Annotated in this window: 23 protein-coding genes; 10 read left to right on the top strand and 13 right to left on the bottom strand. The window is 69.7% G+C overall.

The window, feature by feature from the left end; all coding sequences use genetic code 11:
• Positions 1-75 precede the first annotated feature (75 nt).
• The 10 genes from BIX52_RS20320 to BIX52_RS20280 all read right to left on the bottom strand — a co-directional run bounded on the left by BIX52_RS20320 (position 76) and on the right by BIX52_RS20280 (position 10,748).
• Positions 76-969 (bottom strand): C40 family peptidase, encoded by an 894-nt coding sequence (locus tag BIX52_RS20320; protein ID WP_075222944.1) that lies wholly within the window; start codon positions 967-969, stop codon positions 76-78.
• On the bottom strand, positions 966-2,327 hold the full coding sequence (locus tag BIX52_RS20315; protein WP_075222943.1) for a leucyl aminopeptidase family protein: 1,362 nt from the start codon (positions 2,325-2,327) through the stop codon (positions 966-968). Before BIX52_RS20315 ends, BIX52_RS20320 begins: the two co-directional genes overlap by 4 nt.
• Before the next feature lie 24 nt (positions 2,328-2,351).
• Positions 2,352-2,558 (bottom strand): hypothetical protein, encoded by a 207-nt coding sequence (locus BIX52_RS23050; protein WP_139312827.1) that lies wholly within the window; start codon positions 2,556-2,558, stop codon positions 2,352-2,354.
• A gap of 208 nt (positions 2,559-2,766) precedes the next feature.
• The gene (locus BIX52_RS20310) at positions 2,767-4,266 is read right to left on the bottom strand and encodes a phosphomannomutase/phosphoglucomutase (RefSeq protein ID WP_075222942.1); all 1,500 of its coding nucleotides are present in this window, start codon (positions 4,264-4,266) and stop codon (positions 2,767-2,769) included.
• A gap of 383 nt (positions 4,267-4,649) precedes the next feature.
• Positions 4,650-5,846, bottom strand: a complete 1,197-nt coding sequence (locus BIX52_RS20305) for an NAD(P)/FAD-dependent oxidoreductase (protein ID WP_075222941.1) — start codon at positions 5,844-5,846, stop codon at positions 4,650-4,652.
• An 84-nt stretch (positions 5,847-5,930) separates the two neighbouring features.
• Positions 5,931-6,404, bottom strand: a complete 474-nt coding sequence (locus BIX52_RS20300) for a DUF6505 family protein (RefSeq protein ID WP_075222940.1) — start codon at positions 6,402-6,404, stop codon at positions 5,931-5,933.
• 7 nt (positions 6,405-6,411) lie between these two features.
• Positions 6,412-7,125 (bottom strand): biotin/lipoate--protein ligase family protein, encoded by a 714-nt coding sequence (locus tag BIX52_RS20295; protein WP_075222939.1) that lies wholly within the window; start codon positions 7,123-7,125, stop codon positions 6,412-6,414.
• A 199-nt stretch (positions 7,126-7,324) separates the two neighbouring features.
• On the bottom strand, positions 7,325-8,470 hold the full coding sequence (locus BIX52_RS20290; RefSeq protein WP_075222938.1) for an Mrp/NBP35 family ATP-binding protein: 1,146 nt from the start codon (positions 8,468-8,470) through the stop codon (positions 7,325-7,327).
• Between the two features lie 31 nt (positions 8,471-8,501).
• Positions 8,502-8,723 carry a DUF6494 family protein gene (locus tag BIX52_RS20285; RefSeq protein WP_075222937.1) on the bottom strand — a complete coding sequence of 74 codons (222 nt, stop codon included), beginning with the start codon at positions 8,721-8,723 and terminating at the stop codon, positions 8,502-8,504.
• A 24-nt stretch (positions 8,724-8,747) separates the two neighbouring features.
• Positions 8,748-10,748 (bottom strand): 4Fe-4S binding protein, encoded by a 2,001-nt coding sequence (locus tag BIX52_RS20280; protein WP_075222990.1) that lies wholly within the window; start codon positions 10,746-10,748, stop codon positions 8,748-8,750.
• Between the two features lie 180 nt (positions 10,749-10,928).
• On the opposite strand from BIX52_RS20280, the gene BIX52_RS20275 reads away from it, so the two are divergent.
• The 10 genes from BIX52_RS20275 (at position 10,929) to BIX52_RS20235 (ending at position 21,156) form a co-directional block, all read left to right on the top strand.
• Complete coding sequence (locus BIX52_RS20275; RefSeq protein WP_245803249.1) at positions 10,929-11,603, top strand: DUF3305 domain-containing protein; 675 nt, start codon at positions 10,929-10,931, stop codon at positions 11,601-11,603.
• Entirely contained in the window at positions 11,600-12,445 is an 846-nt protein-coding gene (locus BIX52_RS20270) for a DUF3306 domain-containing protein (protein ID WP_075222936.1), read from the top strand. The genes BIX52_RS20275 and BIX52_RS20270 overlap by 4 nt, the downstream gene beginning before the upstream one ends.
• A 209-nt stretch (positions 12,446-12,654) precedes the next feature.
• A complete protein-coding gene (locus BIX52_RS20265) occupies positions 12,655-13,254 on the top strand; it encodes a TorD/DmsD family molecular chaperone (RefSeq protein ID WP_245803248.1) in 600 nt (199 codons plus the stop codon).
• Positions 13,251-13,460 carry a hypothetical protein gene (locus BIX52_RS20260; protein WP_075222934.1) on the top strand — a complete coding sequence of 70 codons (210 nt, stop codon included), beginning with the start codon at positions 13,251-13,253 and terminating at the stop codon, positions 13,458-13,460. Before BIX52_RS20265 ends, BIX52_RS20260 begins: the two co-directional genes overlap by 4 nt.
• Positions 13,461-13,550: 90 nt before the next feature.
• Entirely contained in the window at positions 13,551-16,541 is a 2,991-nt protein-coding gene (locus BIX52_RS20255; protein ID WP_075222933.1) for a formate dehydrogenase subunit alpha, read from the top strand.
• A gap of 12 nt (positions 16,542-16,553) precedes the next feature.
• Positions 16,554-17,150: a formate dehydrogenase FDH3 subunit beta gene (gene fdh3B / locus BIX52_RS20250; RefSeq protein WP_075222932.1), complete on the top strand. Its 597-nt coding sequence runs from the start codon at positions 16,554-16,556 to the stop codon at positions 17,148-17,150.
• Between the two features lie 134 nt (positions 17,151-17,284).
• Positions 17,285-18,556, top strand: coding sequence for a formate dehydrogenase subunit gamma (locus BIX52_RS20245; protein ID WP_075222931.1), 1,272 nt, complete (start codon positions 17,285-17,287; stop codon positions 18,554-18,556).
• Positions 18,557-18,603: 47 nt separating this feature from the next.
• Positions 18,604-20,010 carry a c-type cytochrome gene (locus BIX52_RS20240; protein ID WP_139312825.1) on the top strand — a complete coding sequence of 469 codons (1,407 nt, stop codon included), beginning with the start codon at positions 18,604-18,606 and terminating at the stop codon, positions 20,008-20,010.
• Positions 20,011-20,015: 5 nt separating this feature from the next.
• Positions 20,016-20,147 (top strand): hypothetical protein, encoded by a 132-nt coding sequence (locus tag BIX52_RS23985; protein ID WP_281249213.1) that lies wholly within the window; start codon positions 20,016-20,018, stop codon positions 20,145-20,147.
• 115 nt (positions 20,148-20,262) lie between these two features.
• Entirely contained in the window at positions 20,263-21,156 is an 894-nt protein-coding gene (locus BIX52_RS20235) for a helix-turn-helix transcriptional regulator (protein ID WP_075222930.1), read from the top strand.
• A gap of 21 nt (positions 21,157-21,177) precedes the next feature.
• Here the strand turns inward: BIX52_RS20235 and BIX52_RS20230 are convergent, their stop codons facing one another.
• The 3 genes from BIX52_RS20230 to BIX52_RS20220 are packed head-to-tail and all read right to left on the bottom strand — an operon-like array spanning position 21,178 to position 23,533.
• Positions 21,178-22,014: an ABC transporter substrate-binding protein gene (locus BIX52_RS20230; protein WP_075222929.1), complete on the bottom strand. Its 837-nt coding sequence runs from the start codon at positions 22,012-22,014 to the stop codon at positions 21,178-21,180.
• A gap of 11 nt (positions 22,015-22,025) precedes the next feature.
• Positions 22,026-22,832 carry an ATP-binding cassette domain-containing protein gene (locus BIX52_RS20225; RefSeq protein WP_075222928.1) on the bottom strand — a complete coding sequence of 269 codons (807 nt, stop codon included), beginning with the start codon at positions 22,830-22,832 and terminating at the stop codon, positions 22,026-22,028.
• Positions 22,829-23,533 (bottom strand): ABC transporter permease, encoded by a 705-nt coding sequence (locus BIX52_RS20220; protein ID WP_075222927.1) that lies wholly within the window; start codon positions 23,531-23,533, stop codon positions 22,829-22,831. The genes BIX52_RS20225 and BIX52_RS20220 overlap by 4 nt, the downstream gene beginning before the upstream one ends.
• Positions 23,534-23,620 lie beyond the last annotated feature (87 nt).

Here is a 23,620-nt window from a genome sequence, read left to right as displayed (position 1 = left end):
GTCCGCCAATGGCCCCACGGCTTAAGTAAGCCGGTGGCAGGGCGCAACCGCAGAGGCGGGGTCAGCGCCGTGGCTTCAGGCGGCGGAGAGGCGGCGGTAGGCGGTCGGCAACAGGCCGAGCGCGCTCAGCCGCGCGATCGTCTCGGCCAGCGGCTCGACCGCGGTGCGGTGATGGTAGCCGTTGGCGTGCAACAGCCGCGTGCCGTCCAGCATCATGCCGACATGGCCCTTCCAGAACACGAGGTCGCCGCGGGCAAGGTCGGGCAGCGGGTCGTGGGGGAGCAGCGTGCCGAGCTCGGCGGCCTGCATGTCGCTGTCACGCGGCGCCTCACGCCCCGCCATCTGCAGCGCCAACTGGACGAGGCCCGAGCAGTCGATCCCCAGCCACGACTTGCCGCCCCACAGATAGGGCGTGCCGACGAAGGATTCCGCAACCGCCACCCAGTCCGGCGCCGCACGGTCGGCCAGGGTCAGATGCTGGGTCAGGATGTAGCCGAGCGGCGTTCTGTGGAACCGCTCCGAGCCGTGCTTTTCGAGGTCGGAGGCGGGCACGACGGCGCCCATCGGAAGCCGCGTCACCGGCGTGACCTTGATCGACGGTTCGGGGAACACCAGCGCCAGCGGCACGGAGATGCGGTGCGGCGCCATCCCTGCGGGAACGTCCGGCGCGGCGAGGGCGGTGGCCTCCACGTAGCCGACATAGCGGTCCACGCGGCTCTGCACCCACGCCCAGCCGTCGGCGGTGTCGAAAACGTCGACCGGCTCGCCGTGGAGAAGCTCGGTGTCGACCGGCGCGCCCGGTTCCGGCCGCCGCCGCAGCGCCACCAGCGGGACGGCGATGCCGGCGCGCTCAGGCGTCACGAAGCGGGTGGCCTCGGCGTGGCCCTTCAGCGCGGCGTCGGCGAGGTCGGGGCGGACGGCGTTGCGACGCGCGTCGAGCCGGGGAAGGCCCGGCGCCGCGTCGCTCACGCGCCGTACCTGACCGAGAGCCAGTGATAGAGCGCGCGGATCGCCTGCGCCTCGCCGCCCTTGGGACGGCCGGGACGCGGCTCGTTGTTCCAGGCGTAGAGGTCGAAGTGGACGTGGGCCTGCGCCTTCTCCACGAAGCGGTTCAGGAACAGTGCCGCCGTGATCGACCCCGCGAAGGCCTGCGAGGAGATGTGGTTGACGTCGGCGATGTCGGACTTCAGCCACTTGTCGTAACGCGGCCACAGCGGCAGGCGCCACACCGGATCGTGCACGTCCTCGCCCGACACCGCGATCTCCTGCGCCACGCCGTCGTCGTGGGTGAACATCGCCGGCAGGTCCGGCCCCAGCGCCACGCGGGCGGCGCCGGTGAGGGTGGCGAAGTCGATCAGGATTTCGGGAGCCTCGTCGTCGGCCAGCGCCAGCGCGTCGGCCAGCACCAGGCGGCCCTCCGCGTCGGTGTTGCCGATCTCCACCGTCAGCCCTTTTCGCGAGCGCAAGACGTCGCCGGGGCGGAAGGCACAGCCGCCGATCGCATTCTCCGCCGCGCCGATGAGGACGCGCAGGCGCACCGGAAGCTCGGCGTCCATGATCATCTGGGCAAGGCCCAGCGCCTGCGCCGCGCCGCCCATGTCCTTCTTCATCAGGAGCATGGCCGAGGCCGGCTTGATGTCGAGCCCGCCGGTGTCGAACACGACGCCCTTGCCGACGAGGGTCACCTTCGGCGCCGTCTCGTCGCCCCAGGTGAGATCGACCAGGAGGGGAGGACGGTGCGAAGCCGCGCCCACGGCGGCGATCATCGGGAAGCCGGTTTCCAGATCCTCTCCGTCGGTGATCTCCACCACCGCGCCGTATTCGCGGGCGAGCGCCTGGGCCGCGTCGGCGAGCTCGGCCGGGCCGAGGTCGTTGGCGGGGGTGTTCACGAGGTCGCGCGTCAGCCCCACGGCTTTGGCGATGCGGCGCACGTCCACCGTGTCGACGCCTTCGGGGGCGACCAGCTTGGCCGTCTTCTCCGGCACCGCCTTGTAGCTGTCGTAGCGGTAGAGGCCGAGGAGGAAGGCGAGGGTGGCCGCGGTCGGATCGCGCCAGTTCTCGCCCAGCGCGAAGGTGGCATCGCGATATTTGGTGAGGGCGGCGGCGGCGAAGGGGTCGCTCTCGTCCCCGGTGCCGAGGAGCACCATGGCGAGCCGTCCTGCACCGTCGGGGAGGGCGAGAGTCTGGCCGGCGGCGCCGTCAAACCCGTTGGCCTTGGCGAAGGCGGCGTGTTCAGGCGCGAGGCGGGCCAGGAAATCCTGGGCTTTGGCTTTGGGGACGGAGTGAACCGGCGCCGGCCGCTCCGCTTCGTGTCGACCGACGATCATGGCAAAGACTTCAGGTGAGGAAGGTCAGGAGGTCCATCCGAACGCTGATAGCATGTTGAGCACCGGGCCTCCAGCCGCGACGATGGCAATCACCACCGCGGCCACAAGAAGAGCGGCAACCATGGACAGCTCGCTGAAGACTTCCGCGCGTTGCGGTCGTCCATTGCGGCGCACCCGTTGGATGTCAGCCCCGTTTGCCATGTCCTTGCGACCCTCGTCCGCCGGTTCCATCACGCACGAACCTCACTGGCTCGCGTTGTCGACGGGTTAACGTTGCGCATCCTGCGCGATTGACGAGGGTGTTTAAGGCGATGTGGTAAACCGTTGGTGGACGGGCCCTCGCAAACCCGAGGGATCGGCCGCGACACTGGGCCGCCGGAACGAAAACGCCCCCGGCGGAGGGCCGGGGGCGCGGGTCGTCACTGGGGTGGCGGCCGGGTCAGATCGACTGGTTGTAGGCGCCGACTTCCGGGTTCTCGCGCAGCACGCCGTCGACGGCCTTGAACATCGCGCGCATGTTCTCCTCACTGGTCGGGCTCTCCACCACGACCACCAGTTCCGGCTTGTTGGAGGAGGCGCGCACCAGGCCCCACGTGCCGTCCTCGGCCACCACGCGCACACCGTTCACGGTGATGAGGTCGGCGATCTTCTGCCCGGCCACCGTCTCGCCCGCGGCGTGCATGTCCTGGAACCGCTTCACCACCTTGTCGACGACGCCGTACTTGGTCTCGTCGTCACAGTGCGGGCTCATGGTCGGCGTCTGCCAGGTCTTCTGCAGCTCGGCCCGCAGCTCCGACATCGACTTGTCCGGGTTGCGGTCCAGCATTTCGAGGATCGCGATGGCGGAGATCAGACCGTCGTCATAGCCTCGGCCGATCGGCTCGTTGAAGAAGAAGTGGCCCGACTTCTCGAAGCCGGCGACGGCGCCCAGCTCGTTGACGCGGCGCTTGATGTAGCTGTGGCCGGTCTTGAAATAGTCGGTCTTGGCCTCGTTCTCTTTCAGCACCGGGTCGGTCATGAAAAGGCCGGTCGACTTCACGTCGACGACGAACTGCGAGCCCTTCTTCAGCTTGGAGAGGTCGCGCGCCAGCATCACGCCGATGATGTCGGCATAGATCTCGTCGCCCGTCTCGGTGATGACGCCGCAGCGGTCGCCGTCACCATCGAAGCCGAAGCCGACGTCCGCGCCGTGCTCCTTCACCGCGTGGGCGATGGCGTGCAGCATCTCGAGGTCTTCGGGGTTCGGGTTGTAGCGCGGGAAGGTGAAGTCGAGCTCGGTGTCCAGCGGGACCACCTCGACGCCGAGCTTCTCCAGCACCTGGGGCGCGAAGGCGCCAGCGGTGCCGTTGCCGCACGCCGCCACCACTTTGAGCTTGCGCTTGATCTGCCGGCCCTTGGTGATGTCGTCGATGTAGGTCTTCGGGAAGTCCGGCACGAACTCGTAGGAGCCGCCGCCGGGAAGGTCGAACGCGGCCGAGAGGACGATCTCCTTCAGGCGGCCCATCTCGTCCGGCCCGAAGGTGCGCGGACGGTCGGCGCCCATCTTGACGCCCGTCCAGCCGTTCTCGTTGTGGGAGGCGGTGACCATGGCGACCGCCGGAACGTCGAGCGCGAACTGGGCGAAATAGGCCATCGGCGTCACCGCGAGGCCGATGTCGTAGACCTTGCAGCCGGCCGCCATCAGGCCCTGGATCAGCGCGATCTTGATGGAGGCGGAGTAGGAGCGGAAATCGTGACCGGTGACGATCTCGCGCGGCTTGCCCATCTCGCCGAGGATGGTGCCGATCCCCATGCCGAGGGCTTGAACGCCCATGAGGTTCAGCTCTTTGCCGAACAGCCAGCGCGCGTCGTATTCGCGGAAGCCGGTGGGCTTCACCATCGGCTGCGATTCGTACGCGTAGGTGTTGGGCGTGAGCTGCGGGACGGGTTTCGGAAACATGCGCGAAGGCTCCGGACGGGTCTGGGCGTTGGGTTCTGGTAGCGCGTTTACAGCGCGCGCGAAAGTTTCAATGGGTTGCATAACCCAGGCTGATCGGCCGGGTTGCCGCGGCGTCGGCGAGTCTTATTTGCCCCAAACCTTTGCAAACTTATACCGAAATAAGCGGACTCCGGGCGATCATCCGCCGCTGACTTTCATCATGGCAATCGAGTTCGGCGCGGCTCCTGGCGGCGGTGCGGCCGGTCTTCGCCGATGATGCCGAGGCGAGCGCGCCGCGCCGCGATGGGTCGTCCCGTTCCGCGTAAGCCCCGGACGAGGACGGACGGCGTCGGCACGATCCGCAAACCCTCGGGTCAATCTCGCGATGCGGCGGCCCGAGGGGATCAGCGGCGCGCCTTCATCAGTGCGCCGAGGTCCCAGCCCTCCGCCTCCAGAGCGGGGCGGGTCAGCGGGGTCTCGCCGGCCATCAGGCGGCGGGCCTGCATGTGGGTGCGCGCGTCGTTGATGGTTTCGACCGCCGTCAGCGTGTCGCCGTCGAACCGCAGCACCGCGCCGTCCTCGCGCACGACGGCGGCGTCGTCCGGCGTCGCCAGTCCGGCGATCTGCAGCTTCCAGTCCGCTTGATCGGACCAGAACCAGGGAACCGCCGCGTAGGGGTCGGCAACGCCCTTCACCAGCCGCTTGGCGATGGCGCGCGCATGGTCCACCGCCGCCTGCACGCTTTCCAGCCGCACCGGGCGCCCGGTGCGCGGGTCCGGGAACACCGCGCAGTCGCCGAGCGCGGAGATCGCCGGATCGGCGGTGGCAAGCTGCGCGTCCACCAGAATGCCGTTGGAGACGGCGAGCCCGGCGGCCTCGGCCAGCTCCACGTTGGGCCTGACGCCGGTCGCCAGCAGGATCAGGTCGGCGGGCACCGTCGCCCCGCTCGCCAGGATGATCCCCTCCGGCATCACCTGCCGCACCGCGGTGCCGAGGCTGATCCCCGTTCCCATCGCCTCGTGCATCTCCCGAAAGCGGTGCGACATGTCCGGCGACAGGACGCGGCTCATCAGGCGCGGCGCGGCCTCGGCCACCGTCACCTCGTGCCCCGCCGCGCGCGCCACGGCGGCGAACTCCAGGCCGATGAAGCCGCCGCCGATCACCGCGATGCGCCGCGGCCGGGCCAGCCTCTGCCGCAGCTCCGCCGCGTGGGCGAGCGTGCGCAAGTCCACCGTGTGTTCCAGGCCGCCGATGGGCGGGCGCAGATTGCGCGTCCCCGTCGCCAGGATGAGGTGGTCGTAGGCGATCGCCTCGCCCGCCTCGGTCGTCACTTGCCGTGCCACGCGGTCGATGGCGGCGACGCGGGTCGAGGCCCGCAGCGTGATGCGGTTCTCGTCGTAGAATGCGCGGGGGCGCAGCTCCAGCTCTTCAGCGTCGCCGCTCTTCATGTAGGCTTTGGAGAGGGGCGGGCGCTGATAGGGCAGGCCCGGCTCGTCGCCGACGAGGGTGATGGCGCCGTCAAAGCCCTCCTGGCGCAGGCTGGCCGCGGCCTGGTAGCCGCCCTGTCCCGCGCCGACGATCAGGATCGTCCCTTCGTTCACGCCGCGTCCTTCCGTCTTGCCGTTCGGCCGCAGGTGGTACGCCTCCCTGCGCCGCGAGGGAAGCGGGGCCCGACGCGGGCGCGCCTACTCGCCGTGGACGGCGAAGCTCTCGAGCGGCGCCGCCACGGGTTTGACCGCGCGGAACCGCTCGCGCACGCCGACCTCCTCCAAGGTGCGCTCGACAAGAAGCAGCGTGTTCGGCTCGTAGTCGCTGCACAGCGCCTCGGCGTGGCCGAGTTCCTCCAGCGCCACGGGCATCGCCGCCGCGCGGCCGGGCGCGCCGTAGTGAGCGACGAAGTGGTCGGCGAGTGCGGCGGCCAGCGTCTCCCATTCGAGGTCGGTCACCGGGGCCACCGCGACGACGGAGGCGCGGCCGAAACTCTCGAGGCTCAGCCAGCCGTGGGCGAAGGCCTGGCGGCGTTTGCCGGTGAGGTCGGCCTCGCTCCAGTTGGAGAAGGCGAAGGCGCCGGAGATCGCCCATTCGCCGGGTTCGGCCGGGTGCTCGAACACGTTGAGGTCGCTCTCGTCCAGGCGGATGATACGGGCGAGGTATTTCATCGGGGCCTCATCGAAGCGCGTCGGGCGGGGTGAGAGCACGGGTGAGCGGCAGCGCCTCGGTGCGTCCGTCACGGCTGACGAGGAGGCCGCCGGTCTCGTCGAGGCCCAGCATGCGGCCAGCGACAGGCGCGGTGATGGGGCCGCCGATGTCCGGGCACTTGGCGCACCATGTGGCGGCGACGGGGGCAAGGCCCTCGTCCACGAAGCGGTTGATCCACACCAGCATGTGCCGCGACAGGCTTTCCAGGAGCGCCGTGGTGTCGATCGGCCAATAGCCCTCGTCGGCCAGGGTGGTGCGGCCGGGCGTGTCGCCGGGGTTGTCGCTGACGGGGGCGCACGGGAGGTCCACCGCGCCGATCAGCCAGAGCGGTTCATCGTCGGGATCGGTCGTGCTGGCGGCGAAGCGCCACACAGGGCCGCCCGCTCCGTTCAGTGTCATGCGATCCGGCCAGTGGACCTCGACCGCCAGTTCCGGCGGACCGGAGGCGCCCAGCGCGTCCACCACCGCGACCTGCAGCGCCAGAACGACGCCCATCGCTTGGCGTAGCGGGAGTTCCGGGGTCAGCACGATCGCCGCTGACAATGTGCCGTCCTTGTCGCGGAAGGTGAGCGTGCCGCCGGGCGTTCCCTCGCGGGCAAGGTCGACGGCGGCGGCGAACGGGTCGATGTCGACCTGGGCGCCAGTGATGAGCGGCGGGAAGAGGGGGGCGGCGGCGTCCATCACGCCCGCCTCGTCGGCCGCGGCGGGATAGGGCCGGGGGCCGAGTCGGCCAGAACCCGGCGGCCCAGGACCAACGGGCGCGCACCCGCGCGGCGGACAACAGCGCGGGCGGCCGCGCGGCGGGGGACGATGCCGCGAGGGGACGCCGCGCTGCCGGGCGGTGTGATCGAGGCCGCGATTCTCATCAAGGCCGCGGCCCTCATGCCGGGACGTCGGCGGCGATCAGCGCGTCGGCGATGGCGAAAAAGGCGGCGGCCTCCGGGCTCTCCGGCTTCAGGACGACGATCGGCGCGCCACCGTCGCCGGCGACGCGGATGGCAAGGTCCAGCGGGATCTCGCCCAGGAAGGGAACGCCGAGCTTCTCGGCCTCCGCCCGCGCCCCGCCGTGGCCGAACGGATGGTGCACCTTGCCGCACCCGTCGCACACGAAGGCCGACATGTTCTCGACGATGCCGAGGATGGGCGTCCCCATGCGGTTGAACATGTCGATGCCCTTGCGCGCGTCGATCAGGGCGATGTCCTGCGGGGTGGAGACCACCACCGCGCCTGCGACGTCGGCGTTCTGGCACAGCGTCATCTGCACGTCGCCGGTGCCGGGCGGCAGGTCGACGATGAGGACGTCCAGCCGGCCCCATTGGACTTGGCCCAGCATCTGCTGCAGGGCGCCCATCAGCATCGGGCCGCGCCAGACGATGGCCTCGTCCTCGCCCACCATCAGGCCGAGCGACATCAGCGTCACGCCATGGTTGCGGTGGGGCAGGATGATGCGCCCGTCCGGGCTGGAGGGGCGGCCGGAGACGCCCAGCATGCGCGGTTGGCTGGGGCCGTAGACGTCGGCGTCGAGCAGGCCGACCTTCTGGCCGCGTGCCGCCAGCGCCACGGCGAGGTTGGCGGCCACGGTGGATTTGCCCACCCCGCCCTTGCCGGACGCGACGGCGATGACGCGCTTCACCCCGGCCGGGTTCTTCGGTTTCGCGGGCGCGGCGGGTTTCGCAGGCGGGTGCGCGTGGCCGTGACTGTGACTGTGACTGTGCCCGTGAGCGTGAGGCGCGGGCGGGGCCGGGCGATCGGCGCGCGGCATCGTGCGCGGCGCGCCTTCGACGACGTGGGCCGTCATGATCGCGCTGACACCGGTGACGCCGGGGAGGGCGGCGGCGGCACGCTCGGCGGCGGCGCGCAGCGGCTCCATCGCGGCGCCCCGCGCGGCGTCGACTTCCAGAATGAAGCTGACCGTGCTGCCGCGGATGGTCAGCGCCTTCACCTGGTCGGCGGTGATGATGTCGACCCCGCTGCCGGGATCGATCACGGTGGAGAGGGCCTCGCGGACGGCGGCCTCGTCAATCATGTCGGACGTTTCCGTGGGTCAAGAGGCCGGTTCAGTCGGCGGTCGGCACGTCGATGGTTCCGCTCACCGTGTGGTCGAGGCCGAGCCCCTCCACGGTCAGCGTCACCTTGGCGGTCACCGGGCCGGCGGGCAGGGTGCCATTCTCGCGCGCCGCCCGCACCGCCTCTTCGATCTCCCGCTGCGACGTCACGCCGACGGTCTTGAGGAACTTGCGCAGGCTCATGTTGAAGGCGTCGGGGGTGGTGTCGGTCATCGGTCTCTCCCGTTGCGGGTCGTGTCAGTTCAGCTTGCTCTTGTCGGCGATGTCGTCGGCCGTAGTGCGCACGCGCGGCCTCTCGCCCATCCTGAGCGGCGACGTCTGCGCGTGATACTGCGCATTGATGCGGCAGTCATCGCACATCTGGATCAGCCGCACATTGTCGGACTGGGTGTACATCCAGTGCTTGCCCGCCAGCTTCTCCACGATCCGCTCGATGGTGGAGCGCACGCCGAAGGGCTTGCCGCAGGAGATGCACTCGAACGGCTCCTCCTCGTTGAGGACGCGGTGGGAGAGGGCGGCGGGGGCAAGGTCGAGCTGCGGGGCGAGGGTGATGGCGTCCTCCGGGCAGGCTGCCTCGCAGATGCCGCACTGCACGCACGCCGCCTCCTGGAAGCGCACCTGCGGCCGGTCCGGGTTGTCCGCCAGCGCGCCGGACGGGCAGAGCGACACGCAAGCGAGGCACAGGGTGCACGCGTCGGTGTCCAGCACGACGGCGCCGTAGGGGGCGCGCTCCGGCAGCGGGATCGGCGCGGGGACGGCTCCGCCCGACAGCGCCGTTGCGGCGAGGCGGGTGACCTCACGCCGGCCGCCCAGCGGCAGGATCGGCGAGGCGGCGAAGGGGGCGGGTGCGTCCCGCCACAGCGCCTCTTCCAAAGCGTCCGGCTCGGCCGGGGCGATGGCGGTGATGCGGGTGACGGCATCGGCCGCGCCGGTTCCGGCCAGGATCGCCGCGGCGAAGGCGACCTCGCGCGCGACGCTCTCGCCGTCGGTCCGCGGCCCTTCCAGGATGAACGCCGCCGCGAAACCTGTGCCGAGCGCGGCCATGATCTCGGCGTGGCCGACGAGCTCCACGTTGGCCACCGCGACGGGGATGACGTCGGCGGGAAGGCCGCGTCCGAAGCGGGCGGAGAGGGCGATCATCTCCGCGCCGAAGGTCTCGTCGTGGAAGAGGACGCGCGGGGCGGTGCCACCGGCCTTGCGGTAGGCGGAGGCCAGCGTGGAGAGTTCGGCGAACAGCGCGGTCGGGGGCGGTGCGTCGTAGGACGCGGCGCCGGTCGGGCAGACGGCCGAGCAGGCGCCGCAGCCGGCGCAGATCATCGGGTCGATCGCCACAGTGTCTCCGGCGGGGGTGATGGCGCCGGTGGGGCAAAGGTCGAGGCAGCGCGAGCAGCCGGGCTGTCCGGCGCGCGAGTGGGCGCACAGGCTGGCGTCGAAGCGCACGTAGAGCGGCTTCTCGAAGGTGCCGATCAGGTCCGCGGCCTCGCGCACCGCGCGGGCGACGTCGGCGGGCGATTTGGGGTCCGCCTTCACGTAGCCGTCGCGCTTGTGCGGCGCGGTGACGAAGGCGGGGCCGCCGGTGAGGTCGACGACGATGTCGCACGCGGACCGTGCGCCGTTCACGGGGGCGGCGAAGGCGAGTTCGCCGCGTCCGGCCGGGTCGGCGGGGGCGTAGCCATCCACCACCACCTCGAACCGGCCGAGGGTGCCGGACAGGCGGGCGACGCGCCCGGCGGCGATGTCGAAGGTTTCGGCGGGGGTGAGACCATCGGGCCGCTCGGTGAGGATCGCGGTGACGGCGAGGGTGTCCGCGAGTTGGGCCGCGGCGTCCAGCGCCGCCGCGCCGCCGATGACGAGGCACACGCCCTCCGACTGCACGGTGACGGCCGGGGCGGCGGGTGCGGGGCGCATCGCAGCGGCCAGCAGCGCGGCCTGTTTGGCATGCGCCTCGCCGGGGGTGACGCTGCCGCCGGTCCATCCCGCGCGGTCGCGGATGTCGGTCGTGGTCAGCCGGTCCGCCGCGCCCAGGCTTTCGGCGAGATCGGCGAACTGCTGCGCCTGTTGGCCGCATGCAATCAAGGTCGTTCCAGCGCCCAGCGCGGCCTCGGCCACGCCGATTTCGGCGGTACACAGGCGCGAGCAGACGGTGGTCGCACCCGCGCCTGCGGCCGCACCGGCGCTCGCCGCGTCGACCGATTGGCTCGCCGCACAGGTACACAAAAGCAGCTGATCGACGGGCATCTTCGACTCCAAACGCCAGGATCCGCGGGCCGCGGACGAACTGAGAGGGTGGTCCGCACCGGGCAGCCGCGCGGACCGACAATGATGAGGTCCGCACGGGCGAGCGGACGGACTGGTTTCTTTGGCATCCTCTAATGTCTATTTCTAGCTTGGAACAATGTAGGTCTGGAGGCCAGAGGCGTGAGTGAGGAGGCGGCAGGTGCGGAGCGGGCGGGTGACGGTGCCGTTCAGGACGAGGCGTCGGCACCGCGCCGGGTGAGCCTTCCGGTCGGCATCGTGGTGCGCCGTGCGCCGGGCGCCACGCGCTGGGCCAAGTGGTCCTACCGCGCGGTCGCTCTCATTCCCGGCGCTGCTGCTGCCGATTGGCGCCCTCTGCGCGAAGAGGCCGACGGCACAGCCGAATTTCATGCAGCGACCGCTACGCTGGAGCTCCACCGCGCCGACGCGGAAGGCTATGCCGTGTCGCTGGCGATGACGCCGCCGGCCGTCTTCGTGATCGCCCGAAGGGGGCCGCAGCCGGGCGACAGGCCTACCCTTTTCCGCGTCACCGCCTCCGCCTACGAGGCGCAGGATTTTGCCGACAGCGGCGAAGACGAGGTGGAGCCGGTGGCCATGCCTGACGGCCTTCATGCCTTCGTGGAAGGGTTCGTGACCACGCATTTCGTCGAGGAGCCGTTCGTGAAGCGCCGGCGCGACAAGGTGCGGGTCGACCGGGTCGAGGACGGCATCGGCGACAGCAGGATCCGCCAGATGGCCGACGTCTACCGCGCCCCGGCCGAGCAGAAGACGCGGCGCCAGGGCGACAGGGCGCTGCCCGTGCGGGATGGCGAGCGAGAGCCCGGAGAGGGTGAATGAGCAGCGTTCTGGAACGCTGGTCGCGGCGCAAGCGCGGCCTGGAGGCGGACACGGCGCCCGGGCCTGCCACAGCCCAGACGCCGGTTGCAGGCGCGCCGGTCGAGATTGAGGCCGCGCCCTCGGCGATCGAGAGGGGGGAGGCTGAGACCGCGGAGGGTGAGGAGACCGAGACGGAGCTGCTGGAGCGGCTCGATCTGCCGGATCCCGACACCGTCGGCCCCGGCGGCGACCTGAAGCGCTTCATGGATCCTGCGGTGCCCAAATTCCTGCGCCGCCGGGCCATGCGCGCGCTCTGGCGCAGCAACCCCGTCTTCGCCAACCTGGACGGGCTGAACGACTACGATGACGACTATAGCGTCGCCGCCGTGGAGGGGGCCGCGGTGAAGACCGCCTATGCGATCGGCCGCGGATTCCGCAAGCTGACGGGGGAGGCGGAGGGCGACGCGCAACATGGTGCAGGCGGCGAGCCGGACGCGCGGCCCAGCGAGGAGACGGCCGCAATGCAAGGCGCGGCGGGGGCGTCGGACACCGTCACGGCCGCGGGCCCGCAGAGTGGCGCGGTGTCGCAGGAATGCGACGATGGTCGGATGGAATGCCGCCCGGCCGGCCAGCCGGACCACGCTGCCGCGGCGCTTGCTACCGGGCCGGATGCGCCCGTTGCTCCATCGCTCCCTAAACCCGGCTTGATCGACCAAATTGGAAGTCAACGCACTGAAAAAGAGGCCGATTTTTCACTGAAGAGCGCGGTATCATCGTCCGCCGACCCCGTGGCGGAGAGCGACGAGGCGCCCGCCGGTCCCGTCGCGCGGCCCCGGCGGATGCGATTTTCCACGGGTGGCTGATCCGCACTCTGCCGCGCGGTCTCCTCTGTGGGGCAGGGCGGCGGCCCCGTGCCACGATCTTGCCACGGCCTTGGATCGCGACTAGGACTTATTCCAAGTCAGGTGCCTAAGTAAAAGAATTCTCAAAAATGGTTGAGGAGCACGTTTCCGACATTGCGCGCCGACAGGCGCAGCCGCAGGGACGCACCGCCGTCCCCGCTGAGGATCTCGTGCGGGCCGATGTTTACACCCTTCTCGCGACTCTCCTGTCCCGCGCGCCGGATCGCGATACCCTCGCCGGTCTGAAAGGCTTGAGCGGTGACGATTCGGCGATCGGCAAGGCGGTGACCGCCCTTGCGCGGGTCGCGGCGGAGACCACGCCGGGCGAGGCTTCCCGCGAATATGATGCCCTCTTCATTGGCCTCGGGCGCGGTGAATTGGTCCCGTTCGCCAGCTATTATCTGACCGGATTCCTGAACGAGAAGCCGCTCGCCGTGCTGCGTGGCCACATGCGCCAGCTCGGCATCGCCCGCGCGGCGGAGACCAAGGACCCCGAGGACCACATCGCGAGCCTGTGCGAGATGATGGCCGGGTTGATCCGCGGCGATTATGCGTCCGCCCTGTCGGTCGCCGACCAGGACGCCTTCTTCAACACCCACATCGCCACCTGGGCCGGCCACTTCTTCGCCGACCTCGAGGGGGCCGCGGGCTCGCGCCTCTACGCTCCCATCGGGACGCTGGGGCGCGCCTTCATGGACATCGAAATCGAAGCCTTCCGCATGGCGTCGGCTTCGTCCGGAACAATGACAGCGGGGAGGACCACGCAATGACCACCGTCACGAACAAGGCCCGCGCGGCCGGCAGCGGTGCTACCCGGCGCGACGCTCTGAAGCTCGTCGGGCTCGGCGCGCCGATGGCGGCGGCCGCGACCGCGGTCGGTGCCGTTGCCCCCGCCGAGGCGGCCGAGGCGCCTGAGACGACCGGTCTGCGCAAGACCGACCACGTCAAGAAATACCTGGATTCGGCCCGGTTCTGACCGGCCGTCCATCAATTGAGCGGCCCGCCGGACGCCGCATGACAGGTCTGGCAGAAAGAAGCGGGCGCCAGCGGCGCGAGGGGGATTGAGATGCTGAGGAAGACATCCAACGGGGCGCCGCGCGCCCCCCGCGGCGGTGCGATCTTTTCGGCCGCTGCACGTCACACGGTCGACCGCCGCACCTTCTTGCGCGGGTCCGGGCTCGCCGTCGGTGGGCTCGCCGCTTTCAGTGCGTTGAAGCCGGGGCGGACGGCGAAGGCCGCCGAAACGATCATCGACCCCGCCGCACCGACCACCATCAAGAAGTCCGTCTGCACCCACTGCTCGGTCGGCTGCACGGTCATCGCCGAGGTGCAGGAAGGCGTGTGGACCGGCCAGGAGCCGGGTTGGGATTCGCCGTTCAACCTCGGCTCCCACTGCGCCAAGGGCGCCTCGGTCCGCGAGCACGCCCACGGCGAACGCCGCCTGAAGTACCCGATGAAGATGGTCGGCGGCACCTGGCAGCGGATCTCCTGGGGCGACGCGATCAACGAGATCGGCGACCAGATGCTGAAGATCCGTGAAGAGTCGGGGCCGGACTCGGTCTACTGGCTCGGCTCGGCCAAGCATTCCAACGAGCAAGCCTACCTGATGCGCAAGTTCGCCGCCTATTGGGGCACGAACAACATCGATCATCAGGCGCGCATCTGCCACTCCACCACCGTCGCGGGCGTCGCGAATACGTGGGGCTATGGCGCGATGACGAACTCCTACAACGACATTCACAAGTCGAAGGCGATCTTCATCATCGGCGGTAACCCTGCCGAGGCGCACCCCGTGTCGATGATGCACGTCCTGAAGGGCAAGGAGAACGGCGCACCGCTCATCGTCTGCGACCCGCGCTTCACCCGCACCGCCGCCCATGCCGACGAATATGTGCGCTTCCGTCCGGGGTCGGATGTCGCCCTCGTCTGGGGCATCCTGTGGCACATCTTCGACAACGAGTGGGAAGACAAGGAGTTCATCCGCCAGCGCGTCTGGGGCATGGACCAGATCCGTGACGAAGTCGCCAAGTGGACGCCCGAAGAGACCGAGCGGGTCACCGGGGTGCCCGGCACGCAGCTGAAGCGCGTCGCCGAGACGCTGGCGACCCACAAGCCCGGCACGCTCATCTGGTGCATGGGCGGCACGCAGCACACCAACGGCAACAACAACACCCGCGCCTACTGCGTCCTCCAGCTCGCGCTTGGCAACATGGGCGTGACCGGCGGCGGCACTAACATCTTCCGCGGCCACGACAACGTGCAGGGCGCGACCGATCTCGGCGTCCTCGCCGACACGCTGCCCGGCTACTACGGCCTGACCGACGGATCCTGGGCCCACTGGGCGCGCGTTTGGGAAGAAGACCTCGATTGGCTGCGCAGCCGCTTCGCGGTCATGCCCGGCGCCGGCAAGGACGGTGCCGATCGCATGATGATCAACGAAACCGGCATCACCGTCAGCCGCTGGTTCGATGGCGTCCTGGAAGCCAAAGAGAACATCGACCAGCCGGACAATACCCGCGCCATGGTCTTCTGGGGGCACGCCTCCAACTCGCAGACCCGCATGCCGGACATCAAAGAGGCGATGGAGAAGCTCGACCTTCTCGTCGTCATCGACCCCTATCCGACCGTGTCGGCGATCCTGCACGACCGCACCGACGGGGTCTATCTGCTCCCGGCCGCGACGCAGTTCGAGACCTACGGCTCGGTGACCGCGTCCAACCGCTCGCTCCAGTGGCGCGAGAAGGTGGTGGAGCCGCTGTTCGAGAGCCTTCCCGACCACACGATCATGAAGCTCTTCGCGGACAAGTTCGGCTTCTCCGACCGCATGTTCCGCAACATCGAGGTGAACGGCGACGAGCCTCTGATTGAAGACCTCACCCGCGAGTTCAACCGCGGCATGTGGACGATCGGCTATACCGGCCAGTCGCCCGAGCGCATGAAGCTCCACATGGAGAACCAGCAGACCTTCGACCGCACCACGCTGCGCGCAGTCGGCGGCCCGTGCGATGGTGACTTTTACGGCATGCCCTGGCCGTGCTGGGGAACGCCCGAGATGAAGCATCCGGGTTCGGCCAACCTCTACGACACCTCGCTCAGCGTGGCCGAGGGCGGTCTGCCCTTCCGTGCGCGCTACGGCGTGGAGCGCAACGGCGAGAACCTCCTCGCCGAGGGGTCCTACACCAAGGATTCCGAGCTGACGGACGGCTATCCCGAGTTCACTATGGCGATGCTCATCGAGCTCGGCTGGGACAAGGACCTCAACGCCTACGAGCGCGGCATGATCGAGTACGTGTCCGGCTATGCCGAGGCGCGGCCGGAAACCAACGTCCACGAGGTGGGCGAGGTGGAATTCCAGGGCGACCGCCCGTCCGACTACAACGAGAAGGTCGGCGGCGTGAATTGGAAGACCGACCTCTCGGGCGGCATTCAGCGCGTGGCGATCGCCCACGGCTGCGCCCCCTACGGCAACGCCAAGGCGCGCGCCGTGGTGTGGACCTTCCCGGACCCGGTTCCGCTGCACCGCGAGCCGCTCTACTCCTCCCGCCGCGACCTCGTTGCCGATTATCCGACCTACGCCGACAAGAAGTTCTGGCGCGTTCCGACGCTCTACGCCTCGATCCAGGAGAAGGACTTCTCGTCCGACTATCCGATCATCCTCACCTCCGGCCGCCTGGTCGAATACGAGGGCGGCGGCGACGAGACCCGCTCCAACCCGTGGCTGGCCGAGCTGCAGCAGGAGATGTTCATCGAGCTGAACCCGCGCGAGGCGAACAATGCCGGCGTGCGCGACGGCGGGATGGTCTGGGTCGAAGGGCCGGAAGGCGGCAAGATCCGCGTCAAGGCGATGGTCACCGAGCGGGTGGGCGAGGGCGTTGCCTTCATGCCCTTCCACTTCGGCGGCTACTACCAGGGCGAGGACCTGCGCTCGAAGTATCCTGCGGGGGCCGACCCCTATGTGCTGGGTGAATCCACCAACACGGCACAGACCTACGGCTACGACAGCGTCACGATGATGCAAGAAACCAAAGCAACGCTCTGCAAGATCTGGGCGGCGTAAGGGGAAACCGAGATGGCACGCGCTAAATTCCTGTGTGACTCCGAACGCTGCATCGAGTGCAACGCCTGCGTCACCGCCTGTAAGAACGAGCACGAGGTGCCGTGGGGCATCAACCGCCGCCGCGTCGTGACGATCAACGACGGCGTGGCGGGCGAGCGGTCGATCTCGGTCGCCTGCATGCACTGCTCGGACGCGCCCTGCATGGCGGTCTGCCCGACGGACTGCTTCTACCAGACCGCCGATGGCATCGTGCTGCACTCCAAGGACCTGTGCATCGGCTGCGGCTACTGCTTCTATGCCTGCCCGTTCGGCGCGCCGCAGTATCCGCAGGCCGGCAACTTCGGCTCCCGCGGAAAGATGGACAAGTGCACCTTCTGCTCGGGCGGGCCGGAGGAGAACAACTCCGTCGCCGAGTTCGCGAAATATGGCCGCAACCGCATCGCCGAGGGCAAGCTGCCGCTGTGCGCGGAGATGTGCTCCACCAAGGCGCTGCTGGCCGGCGACGGTGACGATGTCGCCGACATCTACCGCGAGCGCGTGGTGGCCCGCGGCTTCGGCTCCGGCGCCTGGGGCTGGGGCACCGCCTACGGCGACACGCAGGCGAACTGACGGCGGTTCGGCGGACGGTGATCCGTCCGCCGATCAATGGTGCGGGCGGGGACATTCCCGCCCCATCGACGACGCCGCGCCCCCCTGCTGGAGGAGCGCGGTGACGGATAAATTTTAGGACGAGGGAAACGCCCATGCGCTGGCTCGCAGCCGTTCTGGCACTGATTGCGCTCGTTGCCGTTCACCCGGCGGTCGCCCAGGATGCCGCCCAGCCGGGTCTGGAATCCGGCGCCAGCCTCAGCCCGGGTGCAGGCGGCCTCGGAACCTCCAGCGCCCCGGCCGATGCGGCGCTGCAAAAGATCCTCGCCCGCCAGCGTGGCGAAGCGACGGACCCCAACGTCTCCACCTCCACGACGGCGACCCCCACGGTCGACGGAAACTCTGCCGGTGTGATCGCCGGCCAGATCGCGGACGGTGTCAACAATCGCGAGACCTACCGCGCCATCCGCCTCGGCACCGAGGACGTGAAGACCAGCGCGCCCAATCCCGTCAGCCGCGTTCTGATCCAGACCGGCGGCATGGACTGGCTGAACTGGCGCGAGGGTCCGATCCGCACCTATGGCGGCTACTTCCTCCTCGGCGTAATCGCTCTTCTGGCGGTTTTCTTCCTCATCCGCGGCCGCATCCGCATCGCCGCCGGCAAGTCGGGCCGCACCATCCTGCGGTTCACCTTCATCGAGCGGTTCGCCCACTGGCTGCTCGCCGGGTCATTCGTTCTCTTGGCGCTGACGGGCCTCTTCCTGCTCTTCGGCCGCAATTATCTCATCGACGTCATGGGGCACGATGCCTACTCGGCCGGTGCGGTCGCAACCAAATGGGTGCACGACAACGTGTCGTGGGCCTTCATGGTGGCGCTCGTCTTGGTGTTCTTCTTCTGGGTCTGGCACAACATCCCCAGCCCGCGGGACTGGCAGTGGTTCAAGATGGGCGGCGGCATCGTCGGCAAGGGCCATCCCCATTCGGAGAAGTTCAACGCGGGGCAGAAGGTGATCTTCTGGGGCACCATCCTGCTCGGCTTCTCGGTCTCGCTCTCCGGCCTGTCGCTGCTCTTCCCGTTCGAGCTGCCGCTGTTCGCGAAGACGTTCTCCATCATCGAATCGACCGGCCTTCCGGGCCTCTTCGGGTTCTCTCTGCCGGTGGAGCTCGCCCCGCAGGAGGAGATGCAGTTTGCGCAAATCTGGCACCTCATCGTAGCGTTCCTGATGATGGCGATGATCCTGGCGCACATCTACATCGGCTCCATCGGCATGGAAGGCGCTTTCGACGCGATGGGCGACGGCAAGGTCGATTACAATTGGGCCAAGGAGCACCACGACCTGTGGGTGGCCCGGCGCGAGAAGAAGGCTGCCGCAAAGGCGGCCAAGCGCGGCGGGGCTGGCGGCGGCGCCGTCGCCCCGGCGGAGTGAGCCATCGCCCCGGCGGATTGAGCGGCCGCGCTCACAAGGCGTTCACGATGCGACACCGCGCTATCGCGGCATTGGGCGCAGCGGCCATGCTGGCCGGCGCTCTCTCCCCGGCGTTGTCCCAGCCGGTCATCGCCGGGGCGCCGACCTCGGTGCAGCCTGCCGCCGTCACTCCGGCAGAATCCGGCCGGTTGACCGGTCACGGCGGGCCAGTCATGGACCTCGCCGTGGGCGATGTGCCCGGCATCGGCCCGGTAGCGCTCAGCGCCTCATTCGACAATTCCGTCGGCCTCTGGACTCTCGGTAACGTCGCCGCTGAAAACGCCGGCGTAGGGCCTCTCGTCCCCGGTACGCCGCGCTGGCTCGTCGGCCACAAGGCGGCGGTCAAGTCGGTGACGCCGCTCGGCCGGGGCCGTGCCGTTTCGGCGGGTGACGACTTCGCGTTGATCATCTGGGATCTTACCGCCGGTACTCCGCTCCACCGGCTGGAGGGCCACAAAGGCGCCGTTGCCGACGTCGCGGTGTCCCCGTCCGCCACCCTGGTCGCTTCGGCGGGGTGGGACGGCGCCATCGGCCTCTGGCGGCCGGACGGCACCCGCGCGGGTTGGCTGGAAGGCCACGGCGGCGCGGTCAACGCGCTCGTCTTCGCGGACGACGACACGCTCCTCAGCGCCTCGGCCGACGGCACCTTGCGCGTCTGGTCCGTCGCCGCCGCGGCCGAGACACGCGTCCTCGCCCGCCACGGCTTCGCCATCAACCAGATCGCCGTCGACCCCGCTGCGGGGTGGGCTGCCTATGGCGCTGTCGACGGCGGCACCCGCATCGTGTCGCTCGGCGACGGCGCTGTCATCGCCGACCTCACGGCGGGGCGGCGGCCGATCCTCGCTCTCGCCCTCTCGCCGGACCGCGCCCACCTCGCCATCGGCGACGGGGAGGGGCACGTGATGACCGTCTCCACCGCCGACTGGACGACCGAGGCGGACATGAAGGTCGCCGAGCGCGGCCCCATCTGGGCGCTCGCCTTCGCCGGCAACGAGACGCTGATCGCGGGCGGGATCGACGACAGCGCCACGATCATCCCGCGCACCGGCCTTGCCGCCCCCGCCATCGGCACCGCCGAGCGCACCTTCCACCGCGACCCGGCGATGATGGACAATGGCGAGCGGCAGTTTCAGCGCAAATGCAGCGTCTGCCACACCTTGACCGGCGACGGCGGCCGCAAGGCGGGTCCCACCTTCGCCGGGCTGTTCGGCCGGCGGGCGGGAACGGTGCCTGGCTACCCCTATTCGGATATGCTGGCGGGCAGCGACATCGTCTGGACCGGCGAAACGCTGAGCGCGCTCTTCGACCTCGGCCCCGAGCACTATGTGCCGGGGTCCAACATGCCCATGCAGCGGATCGTCAGTGATGGCGACCGCACCGACCTCATCGAATTCCTGCGCACCCATACGGAGTGAGCCACATGCGTGCCATGCTTCTGTCGTTCGTCACCATCGCCGCCATTGCCGTCGGTGCCTACTATACGCTGCACAGCGAGGTCGTCCCGTGGACGACCGCGGACCGCACATCCGCATCCTCCGTCCGCCTTGACTGACGCGCCGCCCGGCTGAACGAGCCCCGCGTGTGCGCCGGGGGCTGGCCCCGGCGCCTCGCTGCTTTTAAGCTCCGCCTCACTTGCCCCCGCGCGGGGCTGTGGAGTGAGATGACGCGTGGATCCTGCCGGTGAACCCGCCTTTCTGACGACGAAGGAGGTGGCCGACCTCCTGCGGGTGAAGGAACGCAAGGTCTATGACCTCGCCGCGGCCGGGGAGATCCCGCACCGCCGCCTGACCGGCAAGCTGCTGTTCCCCAAGGACGAGCTCACAGCGTGGATCAGCGGCGCGGCGCCCGTCGCGCCCGCCAGCGCCGCCGCACCGCGTCCGGCCGTCGTCGCCGGGTCTCACGATCCTCTGCTGGAATGGGCGATGCGTGAATCGCGCTCCGGCCTCGCCGCGCTGCTGGACGGCAGCGGCGACGGGCTGGACCGGTTCATGCGCGGCGAGGCGGCGCTGTCGGTGCTTCACATCCCGGAAAATGAGGGCGGCTTCAACGTCGCCACGGTGACCGCCCGCGCACCTGTGGGGGCGGTGCTGATCGCCTTCGCGCGGCGCACCCAGGGGCTGATCGTGTCGGCGGAGGCCCCGAAGCCGGGCGAGGGGATCACGTCGATCGCCGACCTCGCCGGGCGCCGCGTGGTGCTGCGTCAGCCTGGGTCCGGCGCCCGCGCCCTGTTCGACCGTCTCGCCGCGGATGCAGGTGTCGCCGGCACGATCGCCGCCCTCTCGACGCTGGCGCGGACCGAGACCGACGCGGCCGCCGCCGTCTATGCCGGGGACGCGGATGCGGCACTGGGGCTTGAGGCGGTGGCGCGGCAATTCCGGCTCGGGTTCGTGCCGCTGGTGGAGGAGGAGTGCGACCTCCTCATCGACCGGCGGGCCTTCTTCACCCCGCCGGTGCAGGCGCTGTTGAACTTCCTGCGCACGCCCGACTTCGCCGCCAAGGCCGCGGCGATGGGGGGCTATGACGTCTCGACCATCACCGCGGTCCGCTGGCTGTCGCCGTGACGCGCCGCGCCCCCTGAAGGCTCAGTCCGCCTGAGCGTTGGGGAAGAAGAGCGCCTGGCCGTCCACCTTGTAGGCGGCGATCGCCTCCTGGCCCTCCGGCGAGATCACCCAGTCGACGAAGGTCTGGCCGAGGTCCGCCTTCACGTTCGGGTGCTTCTCCGGGTTCACCAGCATGATGCCGTACTGGTTGAACATTTTCGGGTCGCCTTCGACGGCGATCTGATAGTCGCCCTTGTTGCCGAACGAGATCCAGGTGGCGCGGTCGGTCATGATGTAGGCGCCCATCGCCGTGCCTGTGTTCAGCGTGGCGCCCATGCCGGAGCCGGTCTCGCGGTACCAGCCGCCGGACGCGCTGGAGACGTCCACCCCGGCCTCTTTCCAGAGCGCCAGCTCGGCCTTGTGGGTGCCCGAATCGTCGCCGCGCGAGGCGAAAGGCGCTTCGGCCTCGGCGATCTTGCCGAGCGCGTCCACCACGTCGCTGGACCCCGCGACCCCGGCCGGGTCGGCGGGCGGGCCGACGATGACGAAATCGTTGTACATCACGTCGAAGCGCTCCACGCCGTCGCCGTCGGCCACGAATTTCTCTTCCGCCGGCTTGGCGTGGACGAAGAGGACGTCACCGTCGCCGTTCGCGGCGTTCTTGATCGCCTGGCCCGTTCCGACGGCGACGACCCGCACCTCGATGCCGGTCTTCTCGGTGAAGATCGGCAGGATATGGTCGAAGAGGCCTGAATTCTGCGTCGACGTGGTGGACTGGACGACGATGAAGTCTTCGGCCTGCGCGGTGACGGCGGTTCCGGCCAAGCCGAGGGCGAGGGCACCCGCGGCAGCGAGCGCCATGAAGTGACGACGGATCATGAGACCCTCCCTTAAATGTCGATTCGTGATGATTTTTCCGCCTCGACGTAGAGGCGGCCGGAGAGCCAGGCACGCAGCGGCTCCGACGCGGGCGCCGACAGAAGGCGGCTCGCCGGGCCGTGCTCGGCCACGCGGCCGGACTGCAGGAAGACGACGTCGTCGGCCAGCCGCTCGGCCTGGCCGCGGTCGTGGGTGACGAGGACGACGGTGACGCCAGCCGCCGACGCCTCTTCGATCAGCGTTTCGATGGCGAGGGTCGAGGCGGGGTCGAGGCTCGCGGTCGGCTCGTCGAGGAAGAGGAGTTCGGGGCCGGTCATCAGCGCGCGGGCGAGGGCGAGGCGCTGCTGCTCGCCGCCGGAGAGGACGCGGGCAGGCTGGCTCTGAAGATGGGTCAGGCGCGCGCGCTCAAGCGCGGTGGCGATGGCGGGGCGGCGGGCGGCCCGCGCCACGCCGCGCACGGCAAGCGCGAAGGCGAGGTTCGCCCGCACCGAGCGGCGCAGGAGGACGGGGCGCTGAAACACCATCGCCTGGGCGCGGCGGGCGGCCTTGTCCAGCGGGGCGCCGCGCCAGTCGACCCGCCCGGCGGTGGGCGTGATCAGGCCGTGCATCAGCCTGAGGACGAGGCTCTTGCCGGCGCCGTTGGGGCCGAGGATGACGGTGCGCCGCCCCTCGCGGATGACGAGGCGCGCATCGTCCACCAGGCGGCGGCCGCGCACGCTGTAGGTGAGGCCGGACGCTTCCATCAGCGGCGCCGCCAGCGGGATGACGCTGCCGCCCGGCGCGGTGGCGCGGCGCGGTGCGGGACCGGGCGCGCTCATGCGTAGGCCGCCCGCGCGGCGAGGGCGCGCACCGCCATCACCATGGCGTTGACGATGAGGGCGATGGTGAGGAGCACGACGCCGAGCGCCAAAGCCAGCTCGAGGTTGCCCTTGGAGGTTTCGAGCGCGATCGTCGTCGTCATCACGCGGGTGACGTGGTTGATGTTGCCGCCGACGATGATGACGGCGCCCACCTCGGCGATGGCGCGGCCGAACCCGGCGAGCGCCACGGTGAGCAGGCTGTAGCGCCCGTCCCACAAAAGCGCGCCGGCGCGGGCGAGGGGGGAGACGCCGAGGGAGGCGAACTGCTCGGCATATTCAGCGTTCAGGTCCTCCACCACCTGGCGGGTTAGGGCGGCGACGATGGGGGTGACGAGGATCGTCTGCGCGATCACCATGGCGGTGGGCGTATAGAGGAGGCCGAGGACGCCGAGCGGGCCGGATGCGGACAGCATCAGATAGACGACGAGGCCGACGACGACCGGCGGCAGCCCCATGAACGCGTTGAGGATGACGGCGCAGACCGTCCGTCCGGGGAAGCGGAAGGCGCCGACGGCGGCCCCGAGAGGCAGTCCGATGACGCATGCGGCGATGACCGCCGAGAGGGTGACGCTGAGGGACAGGCCGATGATCTCGGTCAAGTCGGGGTCGCCGGACAGGACGAGTCCGAAGGCTCCGATGATGGCGTGTCCGAGGTCCATGGGTTCAACTGTCGCTGCGTTCTTCCCGCGTTTCGGGAGAGAATGCATGGAAACGTCATTTTTTCCAGTCCCAATTTCGCCGCACAT

Origin of the sequence: Acuticoccus yangtzensis (assembly GCF_001927245.1) — a bacterium.
GTDB lineage: Bacteria > Pseudomonadota > Alphaproteobacteria > Rhizobiales > Amorphaceae > Acuticoccus > Acuticoccus yangtzensis.
Note: the sequence above shows the minus strand (reverse complement) of the source record. Positions and strands in the feature narration are given on the sequence as shown.

What these genes read in the sequence shown, in the direction of transcription:
- BIX52_RS23985 (WP_281249213.1), top strand. Translation starts at nt 20,016, where the DNA reads ATGCGTGCCATGCTTCTGTCGTTCGTCACCATCGCCGCCATTGCCGTC.
- BIX52_RS20280 (WP_075222990.1), bottom strand. Translation starts at nt 10,748, where the DNA reads ATGCCCGTCGATCAGCTGCTTTTGTGTACCTGTGCGGCGAGCCAATCG.
- BIX52_RS20230 (WP_075222929.1), bottom strand. Translation starts at nt 22,014, where the DNA reads ATGATCCGTCGTCACTTCATGGCGCTCGCTGCCGCGGGTGCCCTCGCC.
- BIX52_RS20240 (WP_139312825.1), top strand. Translation starts at nt 18,604, where the DNA reads ATGCGACACCGCGCTATCGCGGCATTGGGCGCAGCGGCCATGCTGGCC.
- BIX52_RS20225 (WP_075222928.1), bottom strand. Translation starts at nt 22,832, where the DNA reads ATGAGCGCGCCCGGTCCCGCACCGCGCCGCGCCACCGCGCCGGGCGGC.
- fdh3B (WP_075222932.1), top strand. Translation starts at nt 16,554, where the DNA reads ATGGCACGCGCTAAATTCCTGTGTGACTCCGAACGCTGCATCGAGTGC.
- BIX52_RS20245 (WP_075222931.1), top strand. Translation starts at nt 17,285, where the DNA reads ATGCGCTGGCTCGCAGCCGTTCTGGCACTGATTGCGCTCGTTGCCGTT.
- BIX52_RS20270 (WP_075222936.1), top strand. Translation starts at nt 11,600, where the DNA reads ATGAGCAGCGTTCTGGAACGCTGGTCGCGGCGCAAGCGCGGCCTGGAG.
- BIX52_RS20315 (WP_075222943.1), bottom strand. Translation starts at nt 2,327, where the DNA reads ATGATCGTCGGTCGACACGAAGCGGAGCGGCCGGCGCCGGTTCACTCC.
- BIX52_RS20290 (WP_075222938.1), bottom strand. Translation starts at nt 8,470, where the DNA reads ATGATTGACGAGGCCGCCGTCCGCGAGGCCCTCTCCACCGTGATCGAT.
- BIX52_RS20285 (WP_075222937.1), bottom strand. Translation starts at nt 8,723, where the DNA reads ATGACCGACACCACCCCCGACGCCTTCAACATGAGCCTGCGCAAGTTC.
- BIX52_RS20260 (WP_075222934.1), top strand. Translation starts at nt 13,251, where the DNA reads ATGACCACCGTCACGAACAAGGCCCGCGCGGCCGGCAGCGGTGCTACC.
- BIX52_RS20220 (WP_075222927.1), bottom strand. Translation starts at nt 23,533, where the DNA reads ATGGACCTCGGACACGCCATCATCGGAGCCTTCGGACTCGTCCTGTCC.
- BIX52_RS20295 (WP_075222939.1), bottom strand. Translation starts at nt 7,125, where the DNA reads ATGGACGCCGCCGCCCCCCTCTTCCCGCCGCTCATCACTGGCGCCCAG.
- BIX52_RS20300 (WP_075222940.1), bottom strand. Translation starts at nt 6,404, where the DNA reads ATGAAATACCTCGCCCGTATCATCCGCCTGGACGAGAGCGACCTCAAC.
- BIX52_RS23050 (WP_139312827.1), bottom strand. Translation starts at nt 2,558, where the DNA reads ATGGAACCGGCGGACGAGGGTCGCAAGGACATGGCAAACGGGGCTGAC.
- BIX52_RS20255 (WP_075222933.1), top strand. Translation starts at nt 13,551, where the DNA reads ATGCTGAGGAAGACATCCAACGGGGCGCCGCGCGCCCCCCGCGGCGGT.
- BIX52_RS20310 (WP_075222942.1), bottom strand. Translation starts at nt 4,266, where the DNA reads ATGTTTCCGAAACCCGTCCCGCAGCTCACGCCCAACACCTACGCGTAC.